Annotated in this window: 20 protein-coding genes; 10 read left to right on the top strand and 10 right to left on the bottom strand. The window is 45.2% G+C overall.

The window, feature by feature from the left end; all coding sequences use genetic code 11:
• Positions 1 to 7: 7 nt before the first annotated feature.
• Positions 8 to 1,276: a TerD family protein gene (locus tag I3255_RS03690; protein ID WP_238036959.1), complete on the bottom strand. Its 1,269-nt coding sequence runs from the start codon at positions 1,274 to 1,276 to the stop codon at positions 8 to 10.
• Positions 1,277 to 1,569: 293 nt separating this feature from the next.
• On the opposite strand from I3255_RS03690, the gene I3255_RS03685 reads away from it, so the two are divergent.
• The 6 genes from I3255_RS03685 to I3255_RS03660 all read left to right on the top strand — a co-directional run bounded on the left by I3255_RS03685 (position 1,570) and on the right by I3255_RS03660 (position 8,671).
• The gene (locus I3255_RS03685) at positions 1,570 to 2,715 is read left to right on the top strand and encodes an ATP-grasp domain-containing protein (RefSeq protein WP_238036957.1); all 1,146 of its coding nucleotides are present in this window, start codon (positions 1,570 to 1,572) and stop codon (positions 2,713 to 2,715) included.
• 66 nt (positions 2,716 to 2,781) lie between these two features.
• The gene (locus I3255_RS03680) at positions 2,782 to 4,005 is read left to right on the top strand and encodes a trypsin-like peptidase domain-containing protein (RefSeq protein ID WP_238036954.1); all 1,224 of its coding nucleotides are present in this window, start codon (positions 2,782 to 2,784) and stop codon (positions 4,003 to 4,005) included.
• 43 nt (positions 4,006 to 4,048) lie between these two features.
• Complete coding sequence (locus I3255_RS03675; protein ID WP_238036951.1) at positions 4,049 to 5,344, top strand: phosphoribosyltransferase domain-containing protein; 1,296 nt, start codon at positions 4,049 to 4,051, stop codon at positions 5,342 to 5,344.
• 54 nt (positions 5,345 to 5,398) lie between these two features.
• A complete protein-coding gene (locus I3255_RS03670) occupies positions 5,399 to 6,217 on the top strand; it encodes an HAD hydrolase family protein (RefSeq protein WP_238037230.1) in 819 nt (272 codons plus the stop codon).
• Positions 6,218 to 6,355: 138 nt separating this feature from the next.
• Positions 6,356 to 7,537 (top strand): cysteine protease StiP domain-containing protein, encoded by a 1,182-nt coding sequence (locus tag I3255_RS03665; RefSeq protein ID WP_238036948.1) that lies wholly within the window; start codon positions 6,356 to 6,358, stop codon positions 7,535 to 7,537.
• A 69-nt stretch (positions 7,538 to 7,606) separates the two neighbouring features.
• Positions 7,607 to 8,671: an HpcH/HpaI aldolase/citrate lyase family protein gene (locus I3255_RS03660; protein WP_238036946.1), complete on the top strand. Its 1,065-nt coding sequence runs from the start codon at positions 7,607 to 7,609 to the stop codon at positions 8,669 to 8,671.
• A gap of 134 nt (positions 8,672 to 8,805) precedes the next feature.
• Here I3255_RS03660 and I3255_RS03655 read toward each other — a convergent pair whose 3' ends face one another.
• Entirely contained in the window at positions 8,806 to 9,618 is an 813-nt protein-coding gene (locus tag I3255_RS03655; RefSeq protein ID WP_238036944.1) for an alpha/beta fold hydrolase, read from the bottom strand.
• Positions 9,619 to 9,998: 380 nt separating this feature from the next.
• Between I3255_RS03655 and I3255_RS03650 the strand changes: the two genes are divergently transcribed.
• Positions 9,999 to 10,796 carry an enoyl-CoA hydratase-related protein gene (locus tag I3255_RS03650; protein ID WP_238036943.1) on the top strand — a complete coding sequence of 266 codons (798 nt, stop codon included), beginning with the start codon at positions 9,999 to 10,001 and terminating at the stop codon, positions 10,794 to 10,796.
• A gap of 119 nt (positions 10,797 to 10,915) precedes the next feature.
• Here I3255_RS03650 and I3255_RS03645 read toward each other — a convergent pair whose 3' ends face one another.
• Positions 10,916 to 11,359 carry a PACE efflux transporter gene (locus I3255_RS03645; protein WP_238036941.1) on the bottom strand — a complete coding sequence of 148 codons (444 nt, stop codon included), beginning with the start codon at positions 11,357 to 11,359 and terminating at the stop codon, positions 10,916 to 10,918.
• 242 nt (positions 11,360 to 11,601) lie between these two features.
• Complete coding sequence (gene acnB, locus I3255_RS03640; protein WP_238036940.1) at positions 11,602 to 14,205, bottom strand: bifunctional aconitate hydratase 2/2-methylisocitrate dehydratase; 2,604 nt, start codon at positions 14,203 to 14,205, stop codon at positions 11,602 to 11,604.
• 341 nt (positions 14,206 to 14,546) lie between these two features.
• Between acnB and I3255_RS03635 the strand changes: the two genes are divergently transcribed.
• Together I3255_RS03635 and lipA are read left to right on the top strand one after the other, a co-directional pair.
• On the top strand, positions 14,547 to 14,942 hold the full coding sequence (locus I3255_RS03635) for a carboxymuconolactone decarboxylase family protein (RefSeq protein WP_238036938.1): 396 nt from the start codon (positions 14,547 to 14,549) through the stop codon (positions 14,940 to 14,942).
• 148 nt (positions 14,943 to 15,090) lie between these two features.
• On the top strand, positions 15,091 to 16,134 hold the full coding sequence (lipA, locus tag I3255_RS03630; RefSeq protein ID WP_238036936.1) for a lipoyl synthase: 1,044 nt from the start codon (positions 15,091 to 15,093) through the stop codon (positions 16,132 to 16,134).
• Positions 16,135 to 16,272: 138 nt separating this feature from the next.
• Here the strand turns inward: lipA and I3255_RS03625 are convergent, their stop codons facing one another.
• The 3 genes from I3255_RS03625 to I3255_RS03615 are packed head-to-tail and all read right to left on the bottom strand — an operon-like array spanning position 16,273 to position 19,838.
• Positions 16,273 to 18,309, bottom strand: a complete 2,037-nt coding sequence (locus I3255_RS03625; RefSeq protein ID WP_238036933.1) for a TRAP transporter permease — start codon at positions 18,307 to 18,309, stop codon at positions 16,273 to 16,275.
• On the bottom strand, positions 18,281 to 18,841 hold the full coding sequence (locus I3255_RS03620; RefSeq protein ID WP_238036931.1) for a DUF1850 domain-containing protein: 561 nt from the start codon (positions 18,839 to 18,841) through the stop codon (positions 18,281 to 18,283). Before I3255_RS03620 ends, I3255_RS03625 begins: the two co-directional genes overlap by 29 nt.
• The gene (locus I3255_RS03615; protein WP_238036928.1) at positions 18,819 to 19,838 is read right to left on the bottom strand and encodes a TAXI family TRAP transporter solute-binding subunit; all 1,020 of its coding nucleotides are present in this window, start codon (positions 19,836 to 19,838) and stop codon (positions 18,819 to 18,821) included. The genes I3255_RS03620 and I3255_RS03615 overlap by 23 nt, the downstream gene beginning before the upstream one ends.
• Positions 19,839 to 20,291: 453 nt before the next feature.
• Between I3255_RS03615 and mtnP the strand changes: the two genes are divergently transcribed.
• Positions 20,292 to 21,185: an S-methyl-5'-thioadenosine phosphorylase gene (mtnP, locus tag I3255_RS03610; RefSeq protein ID WP_238036925.1), complete on the top strand. Its 894-nt coding sequence runs from the start codon at positions 20,292 to 20,294 to the stop codon at positions 21,183 to 21,185.
• A 152-nt stretch (positions 21,186 to 21,337) separates the two neighbouring features.
• Here mtnP and I3255_RS03605 read toward each other — a convergent pair whose 3' ends face one another.
• The 3 genes from I3255_RS03605 to I3255_RS03595 form a co-directional block, all read right to left on the bottom strand.
• A complete protein-coding gene (locus tag I3255_RS03605; RefSeq protein WP_238036922.1) occupies positions 21,338 to 22,381 on the bottom strand; it encodes a methyltransferase domain-containing protein in 1,044 nt (347 codons plus the stop codon).
• A 72-nt stretch (positions 22,382 to 22,453) separates the two neighbouring features.
• Positions 22,454 to 23,131 (bottom strand): TIGR04282 family arsenosugar biosynthesis glycosyltransferase, encoded by a 678-nt coding sequence (locus I3255_RS03600; RefSeq protein WP_238036919.1) that lies wholly within the window; start codon positions 23,129 to 23,131, stop codon positions 22,454 to 22,456.
• A gap of 53 nt (positions 23,132 to 23,184) precedes the next feature.
• Positions 23,185 to 23,892, bottom strand: coding sequence for a TIGR04283 family arsenosugar biosynthesis glycosyltransferase (locus I3255_RS03595; RefSeq protein WP_238036915.1), 708 nt, complete (start codon positions 23,890 to 23,892; stop codon positions 23,185 to 23,187).
• Positions 23,893 to 23,927 lie beyond the last annotated feature (35 nt).

Here is a 23,927-nt window from a genome sequence, read left to right as displayed (position 1 = left end):
AAACATATTATTTACGTCCACGCTTCCAACTAAATCCCCAATTAAAGGCCTTATCCATTTCTTGATGTCCTTTAAAATACTGATTGATACGTTCAACATTGATACTGCCTTGCTGATTGACCAAGCGTGCGATAGCACACATCGGCAAGTTACCCGCCCCTTCTGTTAGGCGAGTCTCAATCGGTGACTGCTCGGGTACATGAATGGTCACGACACCATCGGTTTTTTCCCAGTTTGGCGCGCCCTCATAAATAAAAGCAAAGATAAATACTTCTTCAATCTGTGACCACTGCTGACCATTGATATCGAGCCACTCACCGCCACTCACCTGCCCCGTTCTATCATCCGCTCGCAAGCACACATACGGCGCTGATTGCATACTACCAAAACGGTCACCCAATGCTTGAATGAGGGTCTTTTCGCCATTTTTAAGATGAATCATCGCGCCAACATCCAAATCAATACCGCTTGATTGATGCTGCTTAAATAGATCGCCTAATAGGCCTTTTTTGGGTGCTGACTTATTACTCTCTGGACGTTGGTTCCAATCTAAGTTCACTGAGATTTTGCCAAAGTTGTCACGCTTTTTCAGATTGATGCTCGATTGGTTCTTGGTTAAGGTGATTTTGCTAAGATTAATCGAAGGAGTAGCAGGAATCGGTGGCGGGGTGCTCGCTTGAGAGGTACTGCCTGCTTTTTGCGTATTGATGGGTCGCTGTGTATTAATAGGCTGAGCCTGATTCTGCGATGCGTTCTGATGTTGCGCTGGCGCTTCATCTGCGATTTCAACACCGAAGTGTTCAGATAACGGTTTTAAACCTCCCTCAAATCCCTGCGCAATAAAACGAAACTTCCAGCTGCCCTGCCGACGATAGCACTCCGCCAAGATAATGGCTTTTTCGTTACGTCCAGCACTGCTCAGCTGACAAGTCATCAATACCTGACTGCCTTGTAGTACTTGAATATCCACATCGCCAACTTGTGCCAGCGTCTGCGCGCTAGAGAATGCCAAGGCAATTTTTTCAATACTCGCAGGCTGCGCAGGCAGATTAATATCAAAGAACCCGTCGCTGTCGTGACCACGAAAACTAACATTGCCGTCATTGCTACGTTTCTGACCATAAAATATCATGTCGCCATCGCCGCGCACTTTGCCATCAGTCGTCAGACGATAAGCGGCGCAATCAATGGCGTTTTGGCTTAAGATGCGGACACTAATATTATCAGTTGGTAATAGCGCATTGGCACCTGCGATCAGTTGTTGAGGTTGATTCATCATACGTCCTTTAGATTCTTTATTATGTTGTCGTCGTTGTAATTGGTATGCTCACTATCGTCATATAGTAGCATGAATATTATGAACATTTTAAACCGAGCAATCGCGCTACTAGCTACAAAATCACTATTACAAATCCTTTTACCTATTTCATCAGGGGCATTTATAACCTGTGCCATTTGTATATAATATATGCTGCTGAATGATCAAATTTTGACTATACTGCCACCAGTTTTCAATAACCGTATCCACTCATTTAACCTCCTACATATGATAATAACGCTGAGAAAATTATGACTAACCTTGCTAACGATAGCTTCCACTCCACATCAATAGCTGCTTGGTTAGCTGAGGGTCAATCCAGCCAGCGCGATATGTTAGAGAGTTTGCAGAACTTAAAAAGCAAATCTAGCGCCCCTTTCAATATTATTGCCTCACATCGTCATAACCGACCTGAAATTTTTGAATTTGCTGATATGGTCTATCGCGAACCATATCCAGAAAAAGCAGCTATAGAGGATGAGGCACAAGAGACAACTGAGCCTGTTATACCTCGCTGGCAATTTGTCTTAGAACACGCCAAAGAGAACAACGTTAAAGTATTATTGACGGGGCGCAATGGAGTTGATTATGAAGCGCATCGTGCGGCGTTTGATGCCGCTGGTATTCGTTTGCTTACAGGCGCAACTAGCGTACCAGCACTAGAGTCGATCGAAGATAAATTTGCCTTTATGCAACAGTGTTACCAGCATAATATACCTGTCGCTGATGCTTGGCGTTTTGACAATGTAGCCGAGCTTGAGGCTTTACTCGCCGAGCACGGTCATCAGCCCTTATGTGTCAAACCAGTTGTTGGTATTTTTGCCCAAGGATTTTGGCGATTAGATTTAGGCAAAGAACCTGATGAGCACTACGATAGCTTTGAGCACTTATACTTTACCGAAGAGAAAAAAATCAATACCGCGCAGTTTATCAATGCCTATACCAACAGCCTGATGGTGCGTGAACGTCCTATTCCCATGCTGCTCATGCCGTATTTATCAGGACAAGAATACTCTATCGATGTGGTCTGTGAATACGGTGAGGTCTTGGCGGCCGTTACTCGCTATAAAACAGGTAAAATCCAGCATATTGGCTATGAGCAATCCGTCATGGATGTGGTGATTCCATTGATTAGAGCTTTTGGCTGTGACGGTATCGTCAGTGTGCAAACCAAAGCTGATGATGACGGTCAGCACCGTGTGCTTGAGATCAATAGCCGCCCGTCTGGTGGTATTGGTTACACGACGCATAGCGGTGTGGATTTGACACAGGTTGGATTTGGCTATTGGCTTGGTCTAACTGATAAGCCAACACTGACCGATATCACGCAACAAATAACACCCTGTCAAGTACGCTCTATTATGGTGGGTGTAAAAATTGAAGATACTGCTGAATAAGTAAAAATAAGCAAGGAACATAAAGAACGACTGACAACCGAGTATATATCTAATAAGAGGTAGACGATGACAGTACAGACCACACTCGTGTTAGGCGCCAATGCTGTTATCGCAGACGTGCGCTGCTCGGTCGCATTTTCTAGCGCTTCCCCACTTAGATTTGGACAGCAGCTTGGGCTACTTTGGTTGCCATTAGATGCCAATCGTCAGGCCGTTTGTAGCCCTGCTTATCTACATGAGCCCAAAAACTGGGCAACGATAGATGATGCCAATAACCCAAGCAAATGGCAGCTTGATCTACTCAAATTGTTTGAGCAACAAGGTGTGCATTTTTTGCAGCTGATTGCTTATGCTTACTATGAGCCTAGCCTGAACTTGCCTGTGGTTGAGCTAAGCAATGTTTGCTTAACACTGAATGATGGTGCACTTCGCTACGACTTTACAGCGCGCGAACGCCACGTCAAAGCCGCCATTATATTAGAGATATATCAGCGGAATGGACAGTTTAAATGTCGGGCGCTTGGCGAAGCCTCAACCCAAGGTTTGGCGAGTCTTGAGCAGCGAGTACAAGTCAGTCTTGATGTTCGTCCACCCAACACACATGCACGTATCCAAGCAGCACAGCAACAGCAAGCCTGCCCTCACAATGAAGTGCGTCCCCCTCGTCAAGTGCAGGCAGGTGAGACATGGACAGGAACAGCCTTTGCCATTGATCCGTACCACTTGCTCACCTGCTATCATGTGATTGAGTCCGCTCAAATGATTGGCATACGTCAGCAAGGTCAGCCTGATCGCGAAGCACAAGTTGTGCTCAGTGATATCGGTAGCGACTCCGCTATTATCAGAGTCAGCGACCCACTGCCCAGCCATATCCCATTGGCACAGCAATGCAGTGATATATTGGGTGAGACCATTACCACGCTGGGATTTCCGCTATCGGGGCTTAGCAGTCAACTACAAGTCACACAAGGTTGTATCTCAGGGCTAACGGGCTTAAACGATGATATTCGTTATCTTCAGTTTACCGCGCCCATTCAGCCTGGCTCTAGTGGTAGTCCTTTACTACTACCAACTGGCGAGGTTGTTGGTATGGTGACCGCCAGTCTCGTTCATGAACACGCACAAAACATGAACTATGCGGTGAAATTTCAGTTATTATCTGCTCTTGTTGCGAGCGCTGGCATCAGTCTGGAGAGTAAGGCTGATTCATCAAGCGACATGCCGTTGACGACACCGCAACTGAGCAAACAAAGTCGCAGTGCATTATGGCTGGTTGGCTGTCAGGGTTAAGAAATCTATACCTATATAAAATGAAAAGCGCAAAGGAATATGAATGTTAAATAAGCAACACCGTACGAGCATCACCCTACCTCGCGGCACCCTTGATCTGACCTATCAGACCAATTCAGCAACTAACAAAAAAAATAACTTGGGACAAAACGAAAGTTACCAATTAGAAGATCTGCTTGGTTTTGCTCAGCGCATTAACCCAAAACGGGCGTTTTTGTTTGTCTCAAAAGTATTAGGTCGTCATATTCCCGTAGCACCCAGCACCATGCGAGATGCGTTTACTGACTTGGCCAATTTAGTTCCTAGCGATTTGCCTGCACCCGTTCTGGTCATTGGTATGGCAGAGACCGCGGTTGGTCTATCGGCAGGCGTGCATCAAGCGCTACAAACACGTTATCCAAACGCGTTATTGCTAAACTCTACGCGTCACGCGCAGCATAGTGACAATAACGCCGAAGCGTTACTAACAACGTTTAACGAAGATCACAGTCATGCCAGTCAGCATTTGATTTATCAAAGCACAGATACCATCACGCAAGAGCAGCTGCTTGCCAGCAAAACGCTGATTATGGTCGATGATGAAGCATCAACCGGCAATACTTGTGTCAATGTCGTCACTGCCTTACGTGATGCAGGGCTCACTCAGTTAGAGCAAGTACATCTAACGACTCTGGTTGATTGGTCATTGGATCAAGAAAATACAAACCAGTATACAGATGGCGCGCAGCCTGCGCGTATGGCAGATCGCTTGACTGGTATTGAATTTCACCGTCATCATCTATTGTCAGGCGCTTGGCAATGGACAGACGCCCCCAACCCAGAGCCTATCACCATGCCATCGGTTGATACTACTGCAGCGGGCAGTCAGGCGCTTGGGTTTACGGGCAACTGGGGACGTTTTCCCACATTAAATAGCACAGATGGGTTTGACAATTACCTATCAAACTTTCAGGCCACATTTGCATCCTTTAATAGCCAAGAAAGCTTTGATATCACTCAATTACCCAAAAAAATCTTGGTGTTGGGCAGTAATGAGTTTGTTTGGTTGCCATTTTTATTGGCAGAGTGGCTTCAGACAACGTCTCAAAACCTCAACGCTGATACAAATGCTATCGTTAAATTTAGTGCGTTAACCCGCTCACCAATTGCGCTTGGCGGCGCCATCACTACCATGCTGAGCTTTCATGATAATTATGGGCTGGGCATGACTAATTTTGCTTATAATGTTGATCCGACTGAGTGGGACTTGATTGTGTTATGTGTGGAAACGTCAGCTGATAGCGTGGATGCGATGTGGCGAGGTTTGAATAATGTGTTGGTGGTAGGTCCGACGATTTAAACGTTACTGTCACTCTCACACTTCTTATTTATGGATTCACTGATGAAAGACGTTATGACTACCTCATTTTTTAAGCCCAGCTCCGATATTATCAAACCATACGCCTTAATGGATTTGGACGATACCCTTTTTCAAACTCAGCGCAAGATTGATGCTTGGCAAGTGCCGACTGCAGAGCCAGAACACTTAGTTTGTGCGACGGTCAACAAACAAGATGAACCGCTCAGCTTTATGAGTCAGCGCCAAGCGACCTTCTTTAATTGGCTACTTAATAGTACTGAACTAATAGTAGTAACAGCACGTGACCGTAGTGAAATTAAGCGTGTAAAACTGCCATTCGACAGTTGGCAAGTATTGACCCATGGCGCCATTATTTTGACATCTGATGGGCAGCTACTAAGTGCATGGCAGCAGCATATGACTAGCAAGCTTGCACCGTTGCAAGATAAGCTTAATAAGTTAAGTCGTTTGTTTGCCAATCATAGCAAAAGTGAGCAAAGCCAGTTGGTATTTACGCCGCATGTCGATAGCTTTGACAATGGGTCTGTGGATGAAGAATTAACGATTTATCTGGCCATCAAACATGCGCAAAAAGACCATCAAGCGTTAGTAGATCTGGCAGAAAAACTGCCAACGTTAATACGTGATTTTGAGCAAGATTTTTATGTGCATGTGAATGCCAATAACCTAGCGATATTACCGCACGCGGTACATAAGCGCCATGCGGTACAGTTTTTATTAAACCATCATTTAGATCGCCAGCGTCCCAGTTTTGGCTTTGGTGATAGTTTGGCAGATTTGCCTTTTCTGCAACTGCTTGACTGGTACGGTATGCCAAGCCGCGGTCAGATGCATGAGCAGTATCAGTCTTAGCCATTCGTCTAATTATTCGGACTAAAGCGTCAGGCCAAACTATCCGTTTAAACCATCAGCCTAAAAAGTTAGTCCAGAAAATCAGCCCAAAAATAGACACATAACCTCATTATCATTACGAGTACCACTATTCATATTATGACTTTACCTAACATACAGGCCCATAGAGCCAATCTAAACAATTACGGCTCAGGTAGCTACCTTGCCAGTGATGTGACGGTCCTACTCGATATTGTCGATAAAGACGCTGTTGCCGATGTGCCTGTCAGTCAAAAAGAAGCACTTATTCAAAGTGGGCAACGTCACTACTCTGATATGTTGACCTTGGAGAAAGCACCCACTGCCATGCATGAGCAACTATACCGTCAAGCGCTAGAGCAAGGTGGTGAGAGAGCCGCAACTGATATCGCACGCTTAGCGCATACCCTACATAATGTATTTCAGCATGATGTCAGTGACGAGCATCCGCTAGTCTTGGTCAGTTTGGTACGGGCAGGGCTACCAATTGGCGTGCTATTGCAGCGCGCACTGTCAGACGCAGATAGTAGCTATCACTTACCAAGCAAGCATTATGGCATCAGCATCATTCGTGATCGCGGGCTGGATACTGTGGCGCTGCAAATGCTGCTGGAGGCTTATCCAAACAGTCCAGTCGTATTCGTCGATGGTTGGACAGGTAAAGGCGCGATTTATAAGGAGCTGGCTCGTAGCTTAGAGACATTTAGCGATCCCACTCACGCCAACTTTGCCAATATTTTTCATCAAGGCGCGAATGTCATTCCGCTACTGACTCTTGCTGATCCGGCTGGCGTTGCTTGGCTCGCCGCCAGTGAGGAAGATTGGTTAATTCCATCGGGTTTGTTAAATAGCACGGTGTCAGGACTGATTTCACGCAGCTTATATACCGAGCCGCAATCAGGTCTTCATCGCAGTGTATTTTATGAGGATTTGATTGAAGCAGATCATAGCGTGGCATTTATCGATCATATTGATGCAGCAAGACGCTCACTGACCACGCCATTAGAGTGTTTGCCAACCCATCAACAGCCGCGCTACCAGACGGCAGCATTAATAGATACGCTCGCAGCAGACTATGGCATCACCAATCGCAACCGTATAAAGCCAACTATCGCCGAGGCGACGCGCGCTATATTGCGCCGTGATCCCGAGCGTATATTGCTCGCGACCGCGGCGCATCCCGATACCGTACTACTGCGTCATTTATGTGCGCAACGAGGCATCACTATTGATGTATTAGGTGATAAAATACTGCCTTATCAAGCCATCACCCTTATCAAGCAACGAGCCAAAGACAGTTAATGCTTTTGGCTTGAGTACCACTAGCGCGATTGAACGCTTGCCCTTTACACTCTATTTATGATGCCAATTATGTCAGATATACAACACAACGAATCAGAGATTTATCACGATACTCAGTCTTATGCGCATCTGATTACTGAGCGTCATGCGATGGTCAGACCGCACACACATCACCCATACCAGCTGGGTGCTAGCCTATATATGCCTGCCACTCGCCAAGACATCTGGCAAGTGATTAAGCGCGACAAGCTACCAACAATCAATAGTATTATTATTTGTTTAGAAGATGCCGTCAGTCATGAGGATGTGGAGTTGGCGCTTGAGCGTTTGCGCACGCTGCTGGGTACTTGGGCTGAGCACGTCAATAGCATCAATGATCCATCTCGAGCTGCTGCGATTCATGCACAGCACCCAACGCGCCCACTGGTCTTTATACGTCCGCGTAGCCCGATGATGCTACAGCAACTGGCTGACTATGCGCATATTGATCTCATTGATGGTTTTGTCATGCCAAAGGTCGATATGTATAGCTTGTCCAATTGGCGCATGGCTTGTCAGAATCTTAGCGTTGACCATCTGCTGATGCCGACGCTTGAAACGGCCGCATTATTTAATCCGCATCATAATCAAGAGCTAGCCATCGCTTTTAAAGAAGCCTTTAGTCAGCCGGTGTTTGCGCTACGTATCGGTGGTAATGACTTATTTGCCGCGCTGCGCTTGCGTCGTCCAAAGAATAGCATTGTCTATGATACGCCTATCGGCACCCTTGCCTATCAAATGCTTGGCTGCTTTGTACCGCATGGTTTTTATCTAACAGCGCCAGTATTTGAGTACTTGGACCAGCCAACTCTCTTTATGCAGGAGCTAAACCGCGATGTCAGTTTGGGACTGGTGGGCAAAACCGTCATTCACCCAAGCCAAATTGCATTAGTGCAGCAAGCCTATTGTGTACCGTTAAGCAAATTGGATGAAGCGCAAGCGATCCTGCACTCTGAGGCTAAGGCTGTGTTTAAGTACAACAACACCATGCTAGAACCTGCCACCCATCGTGCATGGGCAACCGAAATCGTCAATCGTGCAGAAGCTTTTGGCACCATTGATGATGGTCACAGCCAATACAGCTCACGAATGTAATCGTTAACTATGTGATACTTCAATGCAATACAAAAAGCCGCTACCTTTTATTAATAGCGGCTTTTTTTATGCATCTTTATAGACTACTGCTTAAACAACCTAACAATACAAAACCTCTCATCAACAGCTGAGCGTTACACGCATTTTTCCAAAAACTGACTGAGCACTCGGTTCACTTGATCAGGCTCTTCCACTGTCGACGTATGGCCAGCGCCTTTGATAATAGCAAGCTTCGACCCAGCGATAGCAAAATGCATGCGCTCAGACTTTGCGTAAGGCGTTGCCGCATCCTCATCACCCACGACGATAAGTGTCGGTGTCGTGATATTACCCAATTGCTCATAAGTGCCAGTGCGATCGATGACACCCGTTGTTGCCTTAACGACACCGTCCTTGCGATTGCTTTGTAGCATCGTCAGCCACTGTTTGCGATCAGATTTGCGCAGCTTGTCGGCCAGAAAAGTACTGCCAAACATAATCGGCATGACTTTATTACTCACGCGCTTCATACCAAGCCAGCGAATGGCTTTGACTAACTTACGATACTGCGGGACGTTTTTTGGATCTTCAGGGTCGGCTGACGTCTCAAGCAGTGTTAATGATAGCAGTAAATCTGGTCGCTTAAGCGCAATACGTTGAGCGACAAATCCTCCCATTGATAACCCTACAAAATGACATTTAACGATAGCGAGTGCGTCAAGTAAGCCTAGCGTATCTTCGGTTAACGTCTCCATATCATAGCCAGATTTAGTAATCTGTGACTGACCCTGCCCACGAAAATCAAACGCAATGCATCGATAATCCGTTTGAAAATATTCTACCTGCTTGTCATACATCTGCGAGCTCCACAGCAGACCATGGGCAAACACGATAACGGGTTTTTGCATGTCATTTGGCGCACTGTCTTCATAATAGATATCGACATCGTTGACTTTTATTGTTGGCATAATCACTTCCTTGTTTAGTGAAAACTTTGATTAATCATTTAAGCTGCGTATGACCTGGTGCGCTCACACGCTACCTGCATAGTAGCATAATCTATTAATAAGTCAGGAAGTCACCTTTTTATGAACCATGCGTCTTATCTACATCTTATTCATACACTCTTTTTGCTCATACAGACATGACATTTTATACGAGTAACTCAAAGAGCTAACCACCATGTAGATGTGTCTTAAGCGCCCACAAAACCCACTTTTATAATGTACGCAAACTGCTATAGTAATCAACATTGCGTTATTTTTTACCATTAATTTGTCCTGCTGTCTCTTATACGGGCACCCAAAATCGCCATTTAAAACAGTCATTGAAAATAAGGAAATCTCAGATGTCACAGCCTATCGTTGATTATCAAGTGAACAATCACATTGCCACCATTACGTTTAATGATCCAAAGAGCCTAAATGCGTTTGGCACGCCACTAAAAAACAACGTATTAATAGCGCTAGATAAAGCGGCAGAAGACGATCAAGTACGAGTCATTATCTTGCAAGGCGCTGGTGGTAATTTTTCAAGTGGCGGCGATATTAAAGAGATGCTATCTGAAGGACTGGACAAAGACGTTATCTCAACCAAGTTGAGAGGTATGGTAGAAGGCGCTGGCGAAGTCAGCCTAAAGCTACGTGATGTCCATAAACCAATCATTGCCAAACTAGAAGGTGCCGTGGCAGGGGCTGGTATGAACTTAGCGCTTACTTGTGATTTTCGTATCGCAGCAGACAATGCAAAATTTGTCCAAGCATTTGTTAATATCGGTTTAGTGCCAGATGCAGGCGGTATTTATTTATTGAATCAATTGGTTGGTACAGCAAAAGCTACTGAGCTTGTGATGCTGGGTGATAAGCTAAAAGCAGAAGATATGGCTCGCTTAAATCTGGTAAACAACGTAGTCAGTGCTGACGAGCTAGATGCCACCGTACAAGCATTGGCGCTACGATTGAGCCAATTACCAGGTAAAGCCCTAGCCGCTATGAAAGAGAGCTTCAATGTACATGCGTTTTCTGGGTTAAGCGATGCGCTAGATACGGAAGTAGAACAGCAAACGGTTATGGCAAAAACCGATGACTTTATCGAAGGTGTTAGCGCCTTTATCGAAAAGCGTAAGCCTGTTTATCAAGGTAAATAATTGGGTAGTAGGCTGGTTAATTTGATAGCTAAATGTATTTCTAACCAGATAATTCGCTATTTATAGTATCAAAAAAAGGGCTGCCAATATGGTAGCCCTTTTTTCGTTTATGTCTGCGGTTAAGAAGCAGACGCTGACTTATACTGATACGGTAAGGTAAATATTTTGTCAAAAATAAAGGTAAATACGAAATTATAAATCAAGAAAAACACCAGTAAGGCAGCTTCCATCATAAACGCTTGGAGCAAGCCAACTTGATACCAAATCATATATAGCGGTAAGCAAATCAAAACCAAACCGACTTCAAATATCAAGGCATGAACACTACGAATAAGCAGCGTACGCTCTGCTATTTGCCTGCGATCCTCCCAAGTCTCAAAAGCGGTGTTGTATACAAAGTTCCAAATGATGGCGGCCAGCGATACCATCATCGCGACAGGCAACGATTCTGACGCATCGCTGTTGCTGAGTTTCATTAATACAAAGGTAGAAGAAATAATTGCGACAATCTCAAAAATAATCACATAGATAATACGACGTTTGAGCGGGGATAAGGTGATCATTAACCAAGACTCCAAAGCACCTATTCTTAAGAAAAAAGTGCGTATCAAAGTATCGGTCCGTCCCGAGATAGAAAAGATAGATTGAGTGCAGAGCCACGGTTTCCGCCTGCACCTATATTATACATAAGATGGCACAAAAAATCAGCCCATGTAATGACCATGCAAAAAACCCCGCATCATCATGATACGGGGTTATTCTATTATTAAAACTTAAAAACGTTTAACTTAAGCGTCAACCAAGACTAGCTCAACTGAGCAACGTTGATCTTGTCTGCTTCTTCAGTATAGTCTTCCATACGATCGAAGTTCATGTACTGATAGACTTCATCACCCATGCTGTTTAGCATGCCAGCATACTGCTGATATTCGTCGTTAGTTGGCAGTTTACCAAGTACCGCTGCGACTGCTGCAAGCTCTGCAGACGCTAGGTATACGTTAGCGCCCTGACCTAGACGGTTCGGGAAGTTACGAGTTGAGGTCGATACCGCAGTCGATTTCGGTGCGATACGTGCTTGGTTACCCATACATAGTGAACAACCTGGCATTTCAGTACGAGCGCCGGCTTGTGCATAGATGTTGTAGTAACCTTCTTCCATCAACTGGCGTGCATCCATCTTAGTCGGTGGTGCAATCCATAGACGAGTCTTGAGGCTACCTGCTGGTACGTCTTGTAGCAATTTGCCAGCGGCACGGAAATGACCGATGTTAGTCATACATGAACCAATGAATACTTCATCAATGGTATCGCCAGCCACGTCTGCCAAAGTCTTGGCATCATCTGGATCGTTCGGGCAGCAAAGGATGGGCTCTTTAATTTCGCTCATATCGATAGTAATGTCGATCGCATATTCAGCATCGTCGTCAGCACGCATGAGGCTTGGGTTAGCCAACCACTCTTGCATTTGCTCAACACGGCGACTGATCGTACGTGCATCGCCATAGCCTTCTGAGATCATCCACTTAAGCAGTGTGATGTTTGAGTTTAGGTACTCAGTCACTGACGCTTCAGATAAGGTAATGGTACAACCAGCAGCACTACGCTCAGCTGAGGCATCAGACAATTCAAACGCCTGCTCAGCGGTCAAATCTTCTAGGCCTTCGATTTCAAGAATACGGCCGTTGAACTCGTTGATTTTACCTTTCTTATCAACGGTCAAGTAGCCTTCTTTGATCGCTTGATAAGGGATCGCATGTACTAGATCACGTAGGGTGATACCAGGCTGACGCTCACCAACAAAACGAACACGGACAGATTCAGGCATATCAAGTGGCATCACACCAGTTGCCGCTGCGAAAGCAACTAGACCAGAACCCGCTGGGAACGAGATACCCATTGGGAAACGAGTATGCGAGTCGCCACCAGTACCAACGGTATCTGGAAGTAGCATACGGTTCAACCATGAGTGAATGATACCATCACCTGGACGTAAGCTGACGCCGCCACGGTTCATGATAAAGTCAGGTAGTGTGTGCTGAGTCTCAACGTCAACTGGCTTTGGATAAGCCGCCGTATGACAGAATGACTGCATGACGAGATCCGCTTGGAAACCCAAACATGCCAAGTCTTTTAGCTCGTCACGCGTCATTGGGCCAGTGGTATCTTGAGAGCCGACAGTCGTCATTTTAGGCTCACAGTACATACCTGGACGTACGCCTTCTAGGCCACACGCTTTACCAACCATTTTTTGCGCTAGCGTAAAGCCTTTACCAGTATCGGCTGGCTCTTCTGGCTTAGCAAACACGTCTGAGTGACCAAGACCCATGTACTCACGCGCACGGTTGGTCAAACCACGACCAACGATTAATGGGATACGGCCGCCAGCACGCACTTCGTCAAGCAAAGTAGGTGAGCTTAACGTAAACGTTGAGAGCACTTCATCAGAGTCATGCTTGGTGATTTTGCCGTCATGTGGATAGATGTCAAACACATCACCCATATTTAGGTTATCAACGGCGACTTTTTCGATTGGCAATGCGCCAGAATCTTCCATCGTGTTGAAGAAAATCGGAGCGATGTTGTTACCTAGTACTAGACCGCCACCACGTTTGTTTGGCACGTTAGGAATGTCTTCACCCATGAGCCACAATACTGAGTTGGTGGCCGACTTACGGCTAGAACCCGTACCAACCACATCACCAACATAGGCTAGCGGATGGCCTTTTTCTTTTAACGCTTCGATTTGCTTCATTGGGCCAACAACGCCCTCTTCGTCAGCATTGATGCCGTCGCGAGAGTTTTTATGCATGGCTAGTGAATGCAGTGGAATATCAGGACGGCTCCATGCGTCTTGCGCAGGTGACAAGTCATCCGTGTTGGTTTCACCAGTGACTTTAAACGTCGTGTAAGTGGTTTTCTTTGGTACTTCAGGGCGGCTCAAGAACCATTCTGCGTCAGCCCAAGATTGAACGACTTCTTTGGCAATGGTATTGCCCGCTTCAGCTTTTTCAGTCACGTCGTTGAATGCGTCAAATACTAGCAAAGTTTTCTTTAATGCTTCAGCAGCGTCTTGAGCCACTTCGCTGTCATCTAGTGCCGCAACCAATGGCTGAACGTTGTAACCACCTTGCATGGTACCTAAAATTTGAACCGCTTTTTGCTTGCTGATCAATGGTGATGACGTCTCACCTTTTAAGATCGCTGCCAAAAATGCCGCTTTTACGTAGGCTGCTTGGTCAACACCAGCAGGGATACGGTTTTCTAACAAGTTCATCAAAAATGCATCTTCGCCTGCTGGCGGGTTCTTTAGTAATTCAACCAACTCTGCTACTTGTTTTTCGTTCAATGGTAGCGGAACCGTTCCTAGCTCAGCACGTTCTTCGACATGTTTACGATAAGCTTCTAACACAATAGTCGTCCTCGTCAGTTGGGGTTTAGCACATTACGTGGGTAGTCAGCATGACCGCCTGCGTCTATATACTATAGGGAATAATTATCCGTGCAATCATAGCTTAAAACGCTCTAAATGTTAATGGCTCAGCCCTGAAAAGGCTCATAGTAAGGCCATATCCAACATTTATTATAAAAATAGTCCCATCAATAATATGATTGCACGCCTTATAATCTAATCGCTCGTATTTACGTACCTATACTGATCGATAAAAACTTGCTTTATGAAGCAATAGACACCATATGACTGTTATACGCTTTTATAAGACATTTCTATAAGACATCAAAGGACGAGCCAATATGGATAGCAACACCAACTATGATAATGGCCTCAAGGTACGTACAGAAGTGATGGGTGAAGCGCATGTCAAACGCTCGCTTGATGCAGCCACAGGATTTACCCAACCGCTGCAAGACTGGATTATCGAACACGCTTGGGGCAGTACTTGGCAAGACGACTCAGTATTACCGCGCAAATATCGCTCACTGATTACCATTGCCTTTTTGGTTGCGCAAAAAAGCCCAAACGAGTTAAAAGGACATATCCGCGGTGCCATCAATAATGGCGCTAGTGTCGCTGAGATTCGCGAAGTGCTGATGCATAGCTTGCCATACTGCGGTGCGCCTGCCACGCAAGAAGCGTTTCGCGCCGCCATAGATACCCTAAATGAGATGGAAGTCGATATAGATATTTAAAACCATGGTCGCTAGGTTAATCATAGTAATCTTAATGATATTGTACAAAAACTGCCTAATAAATTTCTGCTATAATATCACCACTCATAAAACATTCTGATCATTCCATAAACCCTTATACTATAAAGGGTTAAGAGATAATTCTATTATGACAACTGCCGTACAAACCCATGTACCTGCTGCTAAGGTCAAACCCAAAAAAGCCATACAAGGCGAAAAACTACGTGGTTACGATAAAGTTGCCCGTATCCCAATTAAAGTAATCCCAACCGTTGAGGCCAAGAAAAAGCCTGACTGGATTCGGGTGAAAATGTCATCGCCGGCTGAAGTGGCGCGTATCAAAGCGACTTTGCGCGAGCAGAAACTTTATACCGTCTGTGAAGAAGCAGCCTGCCCCAACCTCCCACAGTGCTTCGCCGATGGGACGGCCACCTTTATGATCATGGGTGATATCTGTACTCGCCGCTGCCCGTTCTGTGATGTTGGTCATGGTCGTCCTAATGAGTTAGACAAGGATGAGCCACGTCATACCGCTGAAACGATTCAAGGTCTACAGCTTAAATATGCGGTCATTACCTCTGTCGATCGCGATGATCTAAAAGATGGCGGAGCTGGACACTTTGTAGAAGTGCTCAACGAGTCAAGAGCACTTAGCCCAAATTGCTTGATTGAAATCCTTGTACCAGATTTCCGTGGCCGTATGGATATTGCGTTGGATTTATTGACAGAGACCGCGCCAGATGTGTTTAACCACAACATCGAAACCGTACCTCGTCTATACAAAGCCTTCCGTCCAGGTTCTGACTATCAGCATTCGCTCGACTTGCTCAAGCTCTATAAAAAGCGTCGTCCTGATATCGCAACCAAATGCGGCTTTATGGTTGGTCTTGGCGAAACAGAAGAAGAGATTTATGCCCTACTCGATGATCTAAAAGCGCATGACGTGGATATGATCACGATTGGTCAGTATCTACAGCCTAGTAAGAACCATGCTCCTGTTGATCGTTATGTCCATCCAGATGAGTTCCAACGCTATATGGACTACGGCAAAAAGATTGGCTTCTTTAGCATTTGGGCAGGCCCAATGGTACGCTCAAGCTACTTTGCCGATCGTCAATACTACGGTGAAGATTGCCCAGCACCTATCCGTAGCAAAAAAGCATTAGAAGCTGAAGGCAAACTTGGCTGCTAATTGCTGATTTGATTATTGTTAAACCGATATCAAAGTACTAAAGATAGTAGCTAAAAATATAAAAGGGTGAATAACATATTTTGTTATTCACCCTTTTTTTGAGCTTTATTAGATTTACGAATAATTAAACCTAACGCTTTATACAGTCAAAGTTGGCGTTGGCTTTCCAGCTGTTTTTATATTAAATACAGCAATACCAAGTACAATAACGCCACCTGCGATACCAGTCGTAATTTCAGGATAAATAAGCAATAAAGCACCAATAGCTAAGAAGACACGCGTCACGGTGTTCATATCGCCTTTGAAGTACCCTTCAAGTGCTGAACTTAATGCAATCACACCTGTCACTGAGGTCACAACGACTGTGATAATGTCCAAAATAGGCGGTAGCGGGAAGTCTTTTGCTGTAACTGCCAGACCGGTTGGATCTATCATCAGCATCGTGGGATTGTAGATAAACATAAACGGTACTATGAATCCGGCAAGTGCCAGTTTAAGCGACAAGAACCCTGTTTTCATCGGATCCCCACCGGATATACCAGCGCCAGCAAAGGCTGCTAGACACACAGGCGGGGTAATATTAGCAAAGATACCAAAGTAGAATACAAACATATGCGCTGACAAGATTGGAATATCAAACCCTGCCAATGCTGGAGCAGCCATGGTCGCAGTAATAATATAGGCAGGAATAGACGGTAACCCCATACCCAAGACCATAGACGCTAGCATGGTTAAGATGAGTGTGAAAAATAACGACCCTGCGCCTAGCGTGACGATAGATGAGGTCATTACTGTACCAAAGCTGGTCAGACTGACCACGCCGATGATAATACCCACGACCGCACAAGCCGCCATAACCGCAAGCGACTGGCGCGCGCCATCTTCTAAAGCACCCAAAATATCAGAAAAGCTCATACGCGTCTCAGCGCGTAGCATGCTGATTACCACGGTAAAACCAATCGTATAAGCCGCGGCATATCCCACAGGTACATTTCTGATTAATAAGAAAATCAAAAAGACAATCGGTAATAGCATGTGACCGCGAGCTTTTAACACTTCTTTTACTGCGGGTAAGCTCTCTTTGGCGATACCTTTTAGGTCACGACGTCCAGCGCGGAAATGTACCTGCGCAATCACGCCTAAATAGTACAATATCGCAGGCAACAAAGCGGCAAGCGCGATCGTGCTATACGGCAGACCAGTGGTCTCCGCCATGATAAACGCACTGGCTCCCATGATCGGTGGCAAAATCTGTCCGCCAACCGAGGCACTCGCCTCAACCGCACCTGCAAAATCTTTGTGATAACCGACCTTTTTCATCAGCGGAATGGTAAAGGCACCGGTACTCACCACATTTGATAATGCAGAGCCATTGATACTACCCATAAAGCCGCTAGAGATAACCGCTACTTTTGCAGGTCCTCCTTTTTTGTGACCGGCGATGGCTAATGCCAAATCATTAAACAGCTGTCCCATTCCAGAACGTGCTAAGAACGCACCAAAGAGAATGAACAAAAAGATAAAAGTCACTGACGCGCCAATCGCAACAGAATATAAACCTTCGGTTTTTAGAAATAATTGACCAAAAATATCCCCCATATCATAAGGACGAGTCAGCAATCTATCAGGCATAAAATCCATATGACTGACAAACGGATAGGCCAAAAATATCCCTGCCAATATCGGCAAAATCCAGCCTGTGATACGGCGACTGCCCTCTAACACGCAGATGACCGTAATCAGTGAAAATATCACGTCCGCCGAGTTGGCCATACCGCCACGCGAGGTCACGATATCTTGGTATTCGTAGATGAGATAGCCCATACCAGACAACGACAACAAAAACCAAATCCAGTCATACCAAGCAACTTTTTTGCGGCTGCTCTTTTTGCTTGCAGGAAAAATTAAAAAAATCAGGGAAAAACCAACACCTACGTGTACCGCACGCTGTAGCAACGCTGGCATGGGGTTGAAGGTGATATATAAGTGAAACAATGAATAGAGGATACATATACCAGCGATAAAATACTTGACTGGCCCTTGGGTGATATGACGTGTGATTGACTCTCGGTCATATTTTTCCAATACCGCTCTGTTGACAGCCTCAGCGTCTTTGTCAACGCTATCATCTGGTGTGGTATTCACGCTACCGTGATCCGTCACTTGGGAGTTCATGACACAAGTCCTTTTTAAATCTATCAATTAAACCATACGTCTTAGGCATGATCACCACTTCAGAATAATCTGGCACCCACTGATGAATCAAAAAACGATGACCAGCGTAATCGATCTCGCCTTTGGTCAGTCTAGAGACTACCCAATTGAGGCTAGGCAGCTTTTCATTGATTTGATAACCCAGATAGCCAGGTTTTTGTATGGGTGCAAGGGGTTCGGTCGAAGGCGTACCAGCACCAAATGCTTCAAAGTATGTGGTGGTGAGGAGTAACATAGCATCTTCTATACTACTTTTTTCTAGACGCTGATACTGCTCTTCCCACCACTGCCTTTCTACAGAATGTATCCAGCGCAGCTGAAAGTCAGGGTCAGTGAAATAACACACCTTGTCGTCACTACCCTCTATCGCAACGCGAACCTCAACCACAAACTGACGAGCGAAGCCTATCCATAGGGTCAAAAAAACCAGCGCGGCAATACATGCTGCGCCAGTCGATAACCATAATAAATTATTTGGCTGCTTGTTCGTCATAGTACTTTTTAGCGCCGGGGTGAATTGGAGCGACCATACCTTCACTAGCCGTCTCTAGACTGATATCGTTGGCTGCTTGGTGTGCTGTTTTTAGACCGTCCAGATTATCAAATAACGCCTTGGTCAGTTTATAGCCATCAGATTCAGACAGATCAGAGCTCACCAATAGCGCATTCATGATTGCGGCAGTTGGAATTGCAGCGTCATTGCCATACGTGCCAGCAGGGATTTCAAAGGTTTTAAAGTAAGGCTTGGTCGCAATGATTTCTTTTAGCTTATCTTGGTCGATAGTAACCAACTGCAAATCTAAACCTTGCTCTAGCTCCATGAGCGATGAGTTTGGTAGACCACTACTAAAGAATGCCGCTTCAATCTTACCTGCTTTCATACCATCAGCTGCTTCAGCAAAGCCCAAGTAATCAACAGTGATATCATCATAGGTGATACCGAAGCCTTCTAGTAGCGTTCGAGCATTGACTTCCGTACCAGAACCTTGATCGCCAACGGCAATACGCTTGCCTCTCAAATCTTCAATATTTTTGATACCAGAGTCTTTTGTCGTCACGATTTGCACCACGTTCGGGTACAAGACTGCAATCTGCTGAATATTGGTAATGGGCTTGTCAAAGTTGTTTTTGCCTTCAACCGCGTCCGTGACCACATCACTGAGCGCCAACACCATATCGACTTTGCCTTGCGTCAGTAGATTGACGTTTTCGACCGATGCGCCCGTGGTTTGTGTCTTTGAGTTGACCCCAAAGTTTTTTACATAGACTTCGGACAATGCAGTGCCGATGATGTTATAAGGGCCAGACGCACCGCCTGTGGCAATGGTTAGGAACTTAGTATCGAGTGTGTCGGCAGCCGCATCTGTCGCCGAGCTATCTGCAGCAGCCGTCTCATTGCCTTCTGAGCTTGGAGATGAACATGCCGTTAGGCCTAGCATGGCGCTTAATATCGCTGACAAAAGTAAGGGAGATTTTAGAGAATTGAGCATTGAGTTCGTCCTTGAAATAATCGAGTTAATGCAACAAACGACATTAATACATGAGTATTAATCCGTTACACTTGAGTAATGATATAGCAATTTTTGCTATAAATAAACTAAAGACTGTTTTCTCTTTTGCTTTTAATGCCTTATATTAAGGGCTCTTTGAGAAAACATTTTCATTGTATGTAATAGCCAAAACCTACATTGTTCCGCTATGTGAAACAATGTTTCATCTTTATTTAAACAAATTTTAATGATGTTGTAAACCTTTATCGTAACTTGTGTGCATGTGTTGCGCTGCATATTACGATTCATTTTCATTGCCATTCTGATTCTGTTATATTTTAACTAAACATTTATTCACTGGCTTTGTCTAGAGCACGTTTTACGTAAGCTGACAAATGCTTCATTATATGAACCGAAACCATTATTTTTTATGACTCAACTTGGATAATTTTTATGACAATATCTACAACAGAAGCGCTGGAATCGTTGTCTGCTGACATTGCCATCATTGGTGGTAGTGGCTTGTATCAGATTCAAGCACTGACTAATGTACGCAGCGTGACGATACAGACCCCTTATGGCAGTCCATCTGATGACATCGTTCTTGGTGAACTAGAAGGAGTAACGGTTGCTTTTCTGACGCGGCATGGTCAAGGTCATAAACTGACTCCATCTGAAGTACCTTATCGCGCCAATATCTATGCGCTAAAAACCCTAGGCGTACGCTATATCGTCTCAGTATCGGCGGTCGGCTCGTTGCAAGCACACCTCAAACCGCTAGATATGGTCGTGCCAAATCAAATGATTGATATGACCAAGCAGCGGGTAAGTACGTTTTTTGGTGAGGGGGCCGTCGCTCATGTATCAATGGCAGACCCACTCTGTCCTGCCCTATCAGATATCTTAACGCGTGCCTACAATCAGGCAGATATAGCTGAGGGCAGCTGTCATAAGAAGGCGACCTATGTCTGTATCGAAGGGCCGCAGTTCTCAACTCGTGCAGAGTCAGAGTGGTATCGTCAAATGCAGGCAGATATCATTGGCATGACCAATATGCCAGAAGCCAAATTGGCACGTGAAGCCAGCATGGCTTATGCGACATTAGCTTTAGTAACCGATTTTGATTGTTGGCATCCTAGCGAAGAAGCCGTCAGTGCAGACTATGCAATAAAGAACCTGATGAAAAATGCTGAAAACGCTCAAAAAGTGATTCAAGAAGCCGTTGCTTTGATTGCCGCTGAATTACCTGAATCCATCGCCCATAATGCTCTTGCACAGGCCTTGGTCACGCCTATAGACATGATGGACGAACATACCAAAATCAGACTGGCTGCATTGTTATACTAAATGTTTAAACATATTTGAATAAATGCTTGTTTGAGACAAAGGCAACAACCCAAATCCTACGCACATGCAAAAAGGCCATTAACATACTTAATGGCCTTTTTATAATTTCAATCAGTACGTTTAGGATGTGAGCTAACCAGATGCCTTTACTCTTAACAGCAACCGCCCACACCAGATAATGACGTCATCGTCTGATCAAATGGCATCAGCTCACCGCACCCTGCAAAAATACCATAGTGGCGACTGTCATCACCGATAAATTCAAAATGCGGCGCAAAGCGAGATTCTTGTAGCATCCGAAAGGTATTGCCGCAGACAGGAAATACTCGGCCCGCTTCAATCGCGTGATGCTTGTCTAGATCAAACCGATGCGGGGATTGCTCGATAGACCCTTTGTATATCACCGCTTGTCCATGATCTTCGCAGGCATCTTCTAGCGTTGCAATTTTGAACAAGCGATAAGTGGCCGAAAAAAACCGTATATCACCAATTTTGGCAGCCAATACAGGATCTGTAATCTCAAGCGGACGATCCTCAACTAAACGTGGGTCTAAAAACCCTGCTCCTCTTGATAAACGGATAAAATCTTTCCAGTACAACGCGCCACTCAAACACTCGCCATATAAGACAGGATCATCGATCAAGTGTTGCGGGATACGGCGATCAGCGTAGACATCAGAAAAATAAAACTCGCCGCCCGGTTTCAGCAGTCTCTGCACGCTCGCCATCACGGCGGCTTTATCTGGTGATAAATTAATAACACAGTTTGAGACAATAATATCAAAGCTACCATCAGCAAGATCTAGCTCATCGAGCTTTTCGATATAACCATGCAAAAACGTCACATTGTCGTAGCCAAACTTCTCGATATGATAGGCTTGATGTGCCTTTGCAACGGCTAGTTGCTCGTCAGTCATATCGACACCGACCACATGACCGCTCTCACCAACCAGTTGCGCGAGTGCATAAACATCGCGACCTGAACCACTGCCCAAGTCTAGAATTCGGCAACCCTCAAGCAATGCCGGACACACCAATCCGCAGCCATAATAACGGCTCAATACCTCATCATGAATATTTGCCAATAACGGCTTGAGCCACTCAGGCATATTGCTAATATCACAACACGCTGAGGTTTTTAGATCGTCAGTCCCTTGCAGCTCTTTGCCATAGTAATTTTGCACAACGTCATGCATAACAATATCCTTATTAATAGTAATATCTATTTAAAACATAAATGAATAACGGTAAAAAATGATGTTTAATTTTTAGATTTTGTTGAGTGTATTACGCCAATCCGACGGTAGATGCTCCAAATCATCAGGCTCATCAATATCATGCAACGCTGGCAATAGCGCTAGTGTCCAACCTAATGCCGCGATACGTCGCTTAGTCACTTCAGCGACGCTCGACGTACTCCAGCTGATGTTTGAAAAAAGGCTGCTATCAACTTGTTTGAATCCGAGCAACACATATCCCCCATCGGTTGCAGGAATCGTCACCGCGTCATCTTTATCTAGCTGCTGTACGGCGGTCTGTATACGCTCTACCGTAAGGCTAGGACAATCTGTTCCAATTAGGACAACTTTTTCATATTTTTCTAATGCGCTCTGACTGGCTATCAACATGCGCCTACCCAAGTCCCCCTCTGCCTGAGCAGACCATTGCAGTGACTTGGGTAAATCAAGCGCTTGCCAGCAGGGATCCGTTGGCGCTGGACTCACGCATAGCTCTACCGCAAAATCGCTCGCCACAGCTTGCTCGACACTGTGTAATAGCAGCTGCCTTGCCATAAGCGCAGCACCATCCACACCCAATGCAGGCTGTAGACGAGTCTTTGCCTTATCACGGGCTGGATATTTGGCAAATAAAATGACGCAGGTAGGTTGCTCTTTTATCTGTGAGTTGACATCTATAGTAGTGGTTCGGTTGCTGGTCGCATGCATCAATACGAAGCCCTTTTTATTATTGTTATTAGTGCAATATGGCTGGATCATTTCTACTTGTAATAACGCTGTTGTAAAGTATCTGGCGATACCCCGCGCCAATAGTCAAAGCGCAAATGCCACATCAAAAATATGGTACGGAAATATCCATGTTGCTGCCAACGCCGTGCTGACGTCGTCACTGTGCTTTTTAAGCAAGCGGGCCTGCTAATCGGTTTTAGGCGCTTACATAGCTCGACATCTTCCATCAATGGCTGATCGGTATAGCCACCCAGTCGTTCAAATAGAGAATTTTTAATAAAAATAGCTTGATCGCCCGTTGCGATACTGACTAGACGTGAGCGCTTATTAATCATTATCCCAACGACTTTAAGAAGCGGATGATGACTATCTAAGCGCACATTAAAGCGTCCCCAGTCATACGTGGTCATTGCACGTTGAATGTCATCTATCGCATCAGTCGGCAACCGAGTATCAGCATGTAGAAACAGAAATACGTCACCAGTTGCTCGCTTAGCGCCAGCATTCATCTGACAAGCGCGTCCAGCAACAGACTCAATAATATGCCAGTCAATTGACGACAGGGTCATCTTTGGCAACGCTTTTAGCAAATCATGGACGGCGGTAATCGAGCCATCCGTTGACCCACCATCGACCAATATCACTTGCTGCGGCGCTGGGCTGAGCGCATTGATATGAGCAATAAGGTTTGGCAGATTATCCACTTCATTTAACAATGGAATAATGATAGAGAGGTTCAAGGTACGTCCCGTTTTAATAAGAATAAACTCGCGAG

This window comes from Psychrobacter sp. Ps6 (assembly GCF_022129235.1).
GTDB lineage: Bacteria > Pseudomonadota > Gammaproteobacteria > Pseudomonadales > Moraxellaceae > Psychrobacter.
Note: the sequence above shows the minus strand (reverse complement) of the source record. Positions and strands in the feature narration are given on the sequence as shown.

What these genes read in the sequence shown, in the direction of transcription:
- I3255_RS03690 (WP_238036959.1), bottom strand. Translation starts at nt 1,276, where the DNA reads ATGAATCAACCTCAACAACTGATCGCAGGTGCCAATGCGCTATTACCA.
- I3255_RS03685 (WP_238036957.1), top strand. Translation starts at nt 1,570, where the DNA reads ATGACTAACCTTGCTAACGATAGCTTCCACTCCACATCAATAGCTGCT.
- I3255_RS03680 (WP_238036954.1), top strand. Translation starts at nt 2,782, where the DNA reads ATGACAGTACAGACCACACTCGTGTTAGGCGCCAATGCTGTTATCGCA.
- I3255_RS03675 (WP_238036951.1), top strand. Translation starts at nt 4,049, where the DNA reads ATGTTAAATAAGCAACACCGTACGAGCATCACCCTACCTCGCGGCACC.
- I3255_RS03670 (WP_238037230.1), top strand. Translation starts at nt 5,399, where the DNA reads ATGACTACCTCATTTTTTAAGCCCAGCTCCGATATTATCAAACCATAC.
- I3255_RS03665 (WP_238036948.1), top strand. Translation starts at nt 6,356, where the DNA reads ATGACTTTACCTAACATACAGGCCCATAGAGCCAATCTAAACAATTAC.
- I3255_RS03660 (WP_238036946.1), top strand. Translation starts at nt 7,607, where the DNA reads ATGTCAGATATACAACACAACGAATCAGAGATTTATCACGATACTCAG.
- I3255_RS03655 (WP_238036944.1), bottom strand. Translation starts at nt 9,618, where the DNA reads ATGCCAACAATAAAAGTCAACGATGTCGATATCTATTATGAAGACAGT.
- I3255_RS03650 (WP_238036943.1), top strand. Translation starts at nt 9,999, where the DNA reads ATGTCACAGCCTATCGTTGATTATCAAGTGAACAATCACATTGCCACC.
- I3255_RS03645 (WP_238036941.1), bottom strand. Translation starts at nt 11,359, where the DNA reads ATGATCACCTTATCCCCGCTCAAACGTCGTATTATCTATGTGATTATT.
- I3255_RS03635 (WP_238036938.1), top strand. Translation starts at nt 14,547, where the DNA reads ATGGATAGCAACACCAACTATGATAATGGCCTCAAGGTACGTACAGAA.
- lipA (WP_238036936.1), top strand. Translation starts at nt 15,091, where the DNA reads ATGACAACTGCCGTACAAACCCATGTACCTGCTGCTAAGGTCAAACCC.
- I3255_RS03625 (WP_238036933.1), bottom strand. Translation starts at nt 18,309, where the DNA reads ATGAACTCCCAAGTGACGGATCACGGTAGCGTGAATACCACACCAGAT.
- I3255_RS03620 (WP_238036931.1), bottom strand. Translation starts at nt 18,841, where the DNA reads ATGACGAACAAGCAGCCAAATAATTTATTATGGTTATCGACTGGCGCA.
- I3255_RS03615 (WP_238036928.1), bottom strand. Translation starts at nt 19,838, where the DNA reads ATGCTCAATTCTCTAAAATCTCCCTTACTTTTGTCAGCGATATTAAGC.
- mtnP (WP_238036925.1), top strand. Translation starts at nt 20,292, where the DNA reads ATGACAATATCTACAACAGAAGCGCTGGAATCGTTGTCTGCTGACATT.
- I3255_RS03605 (WP_238036922.1), bottom strand. Translation starts at nt 22,381, where the DNA reads ATGCATGACGTTGTGCAAAATTACTATGGCAAAGAGCTGCAAGGGACT.
- I3255_RS03600 (WP_238036919.1), bottom strand. Translation starts at nt 23,131, where the DNA reads ATGCATGCGACCAGCAACCGAACCACTACTATAGATGTCAACTCACAG.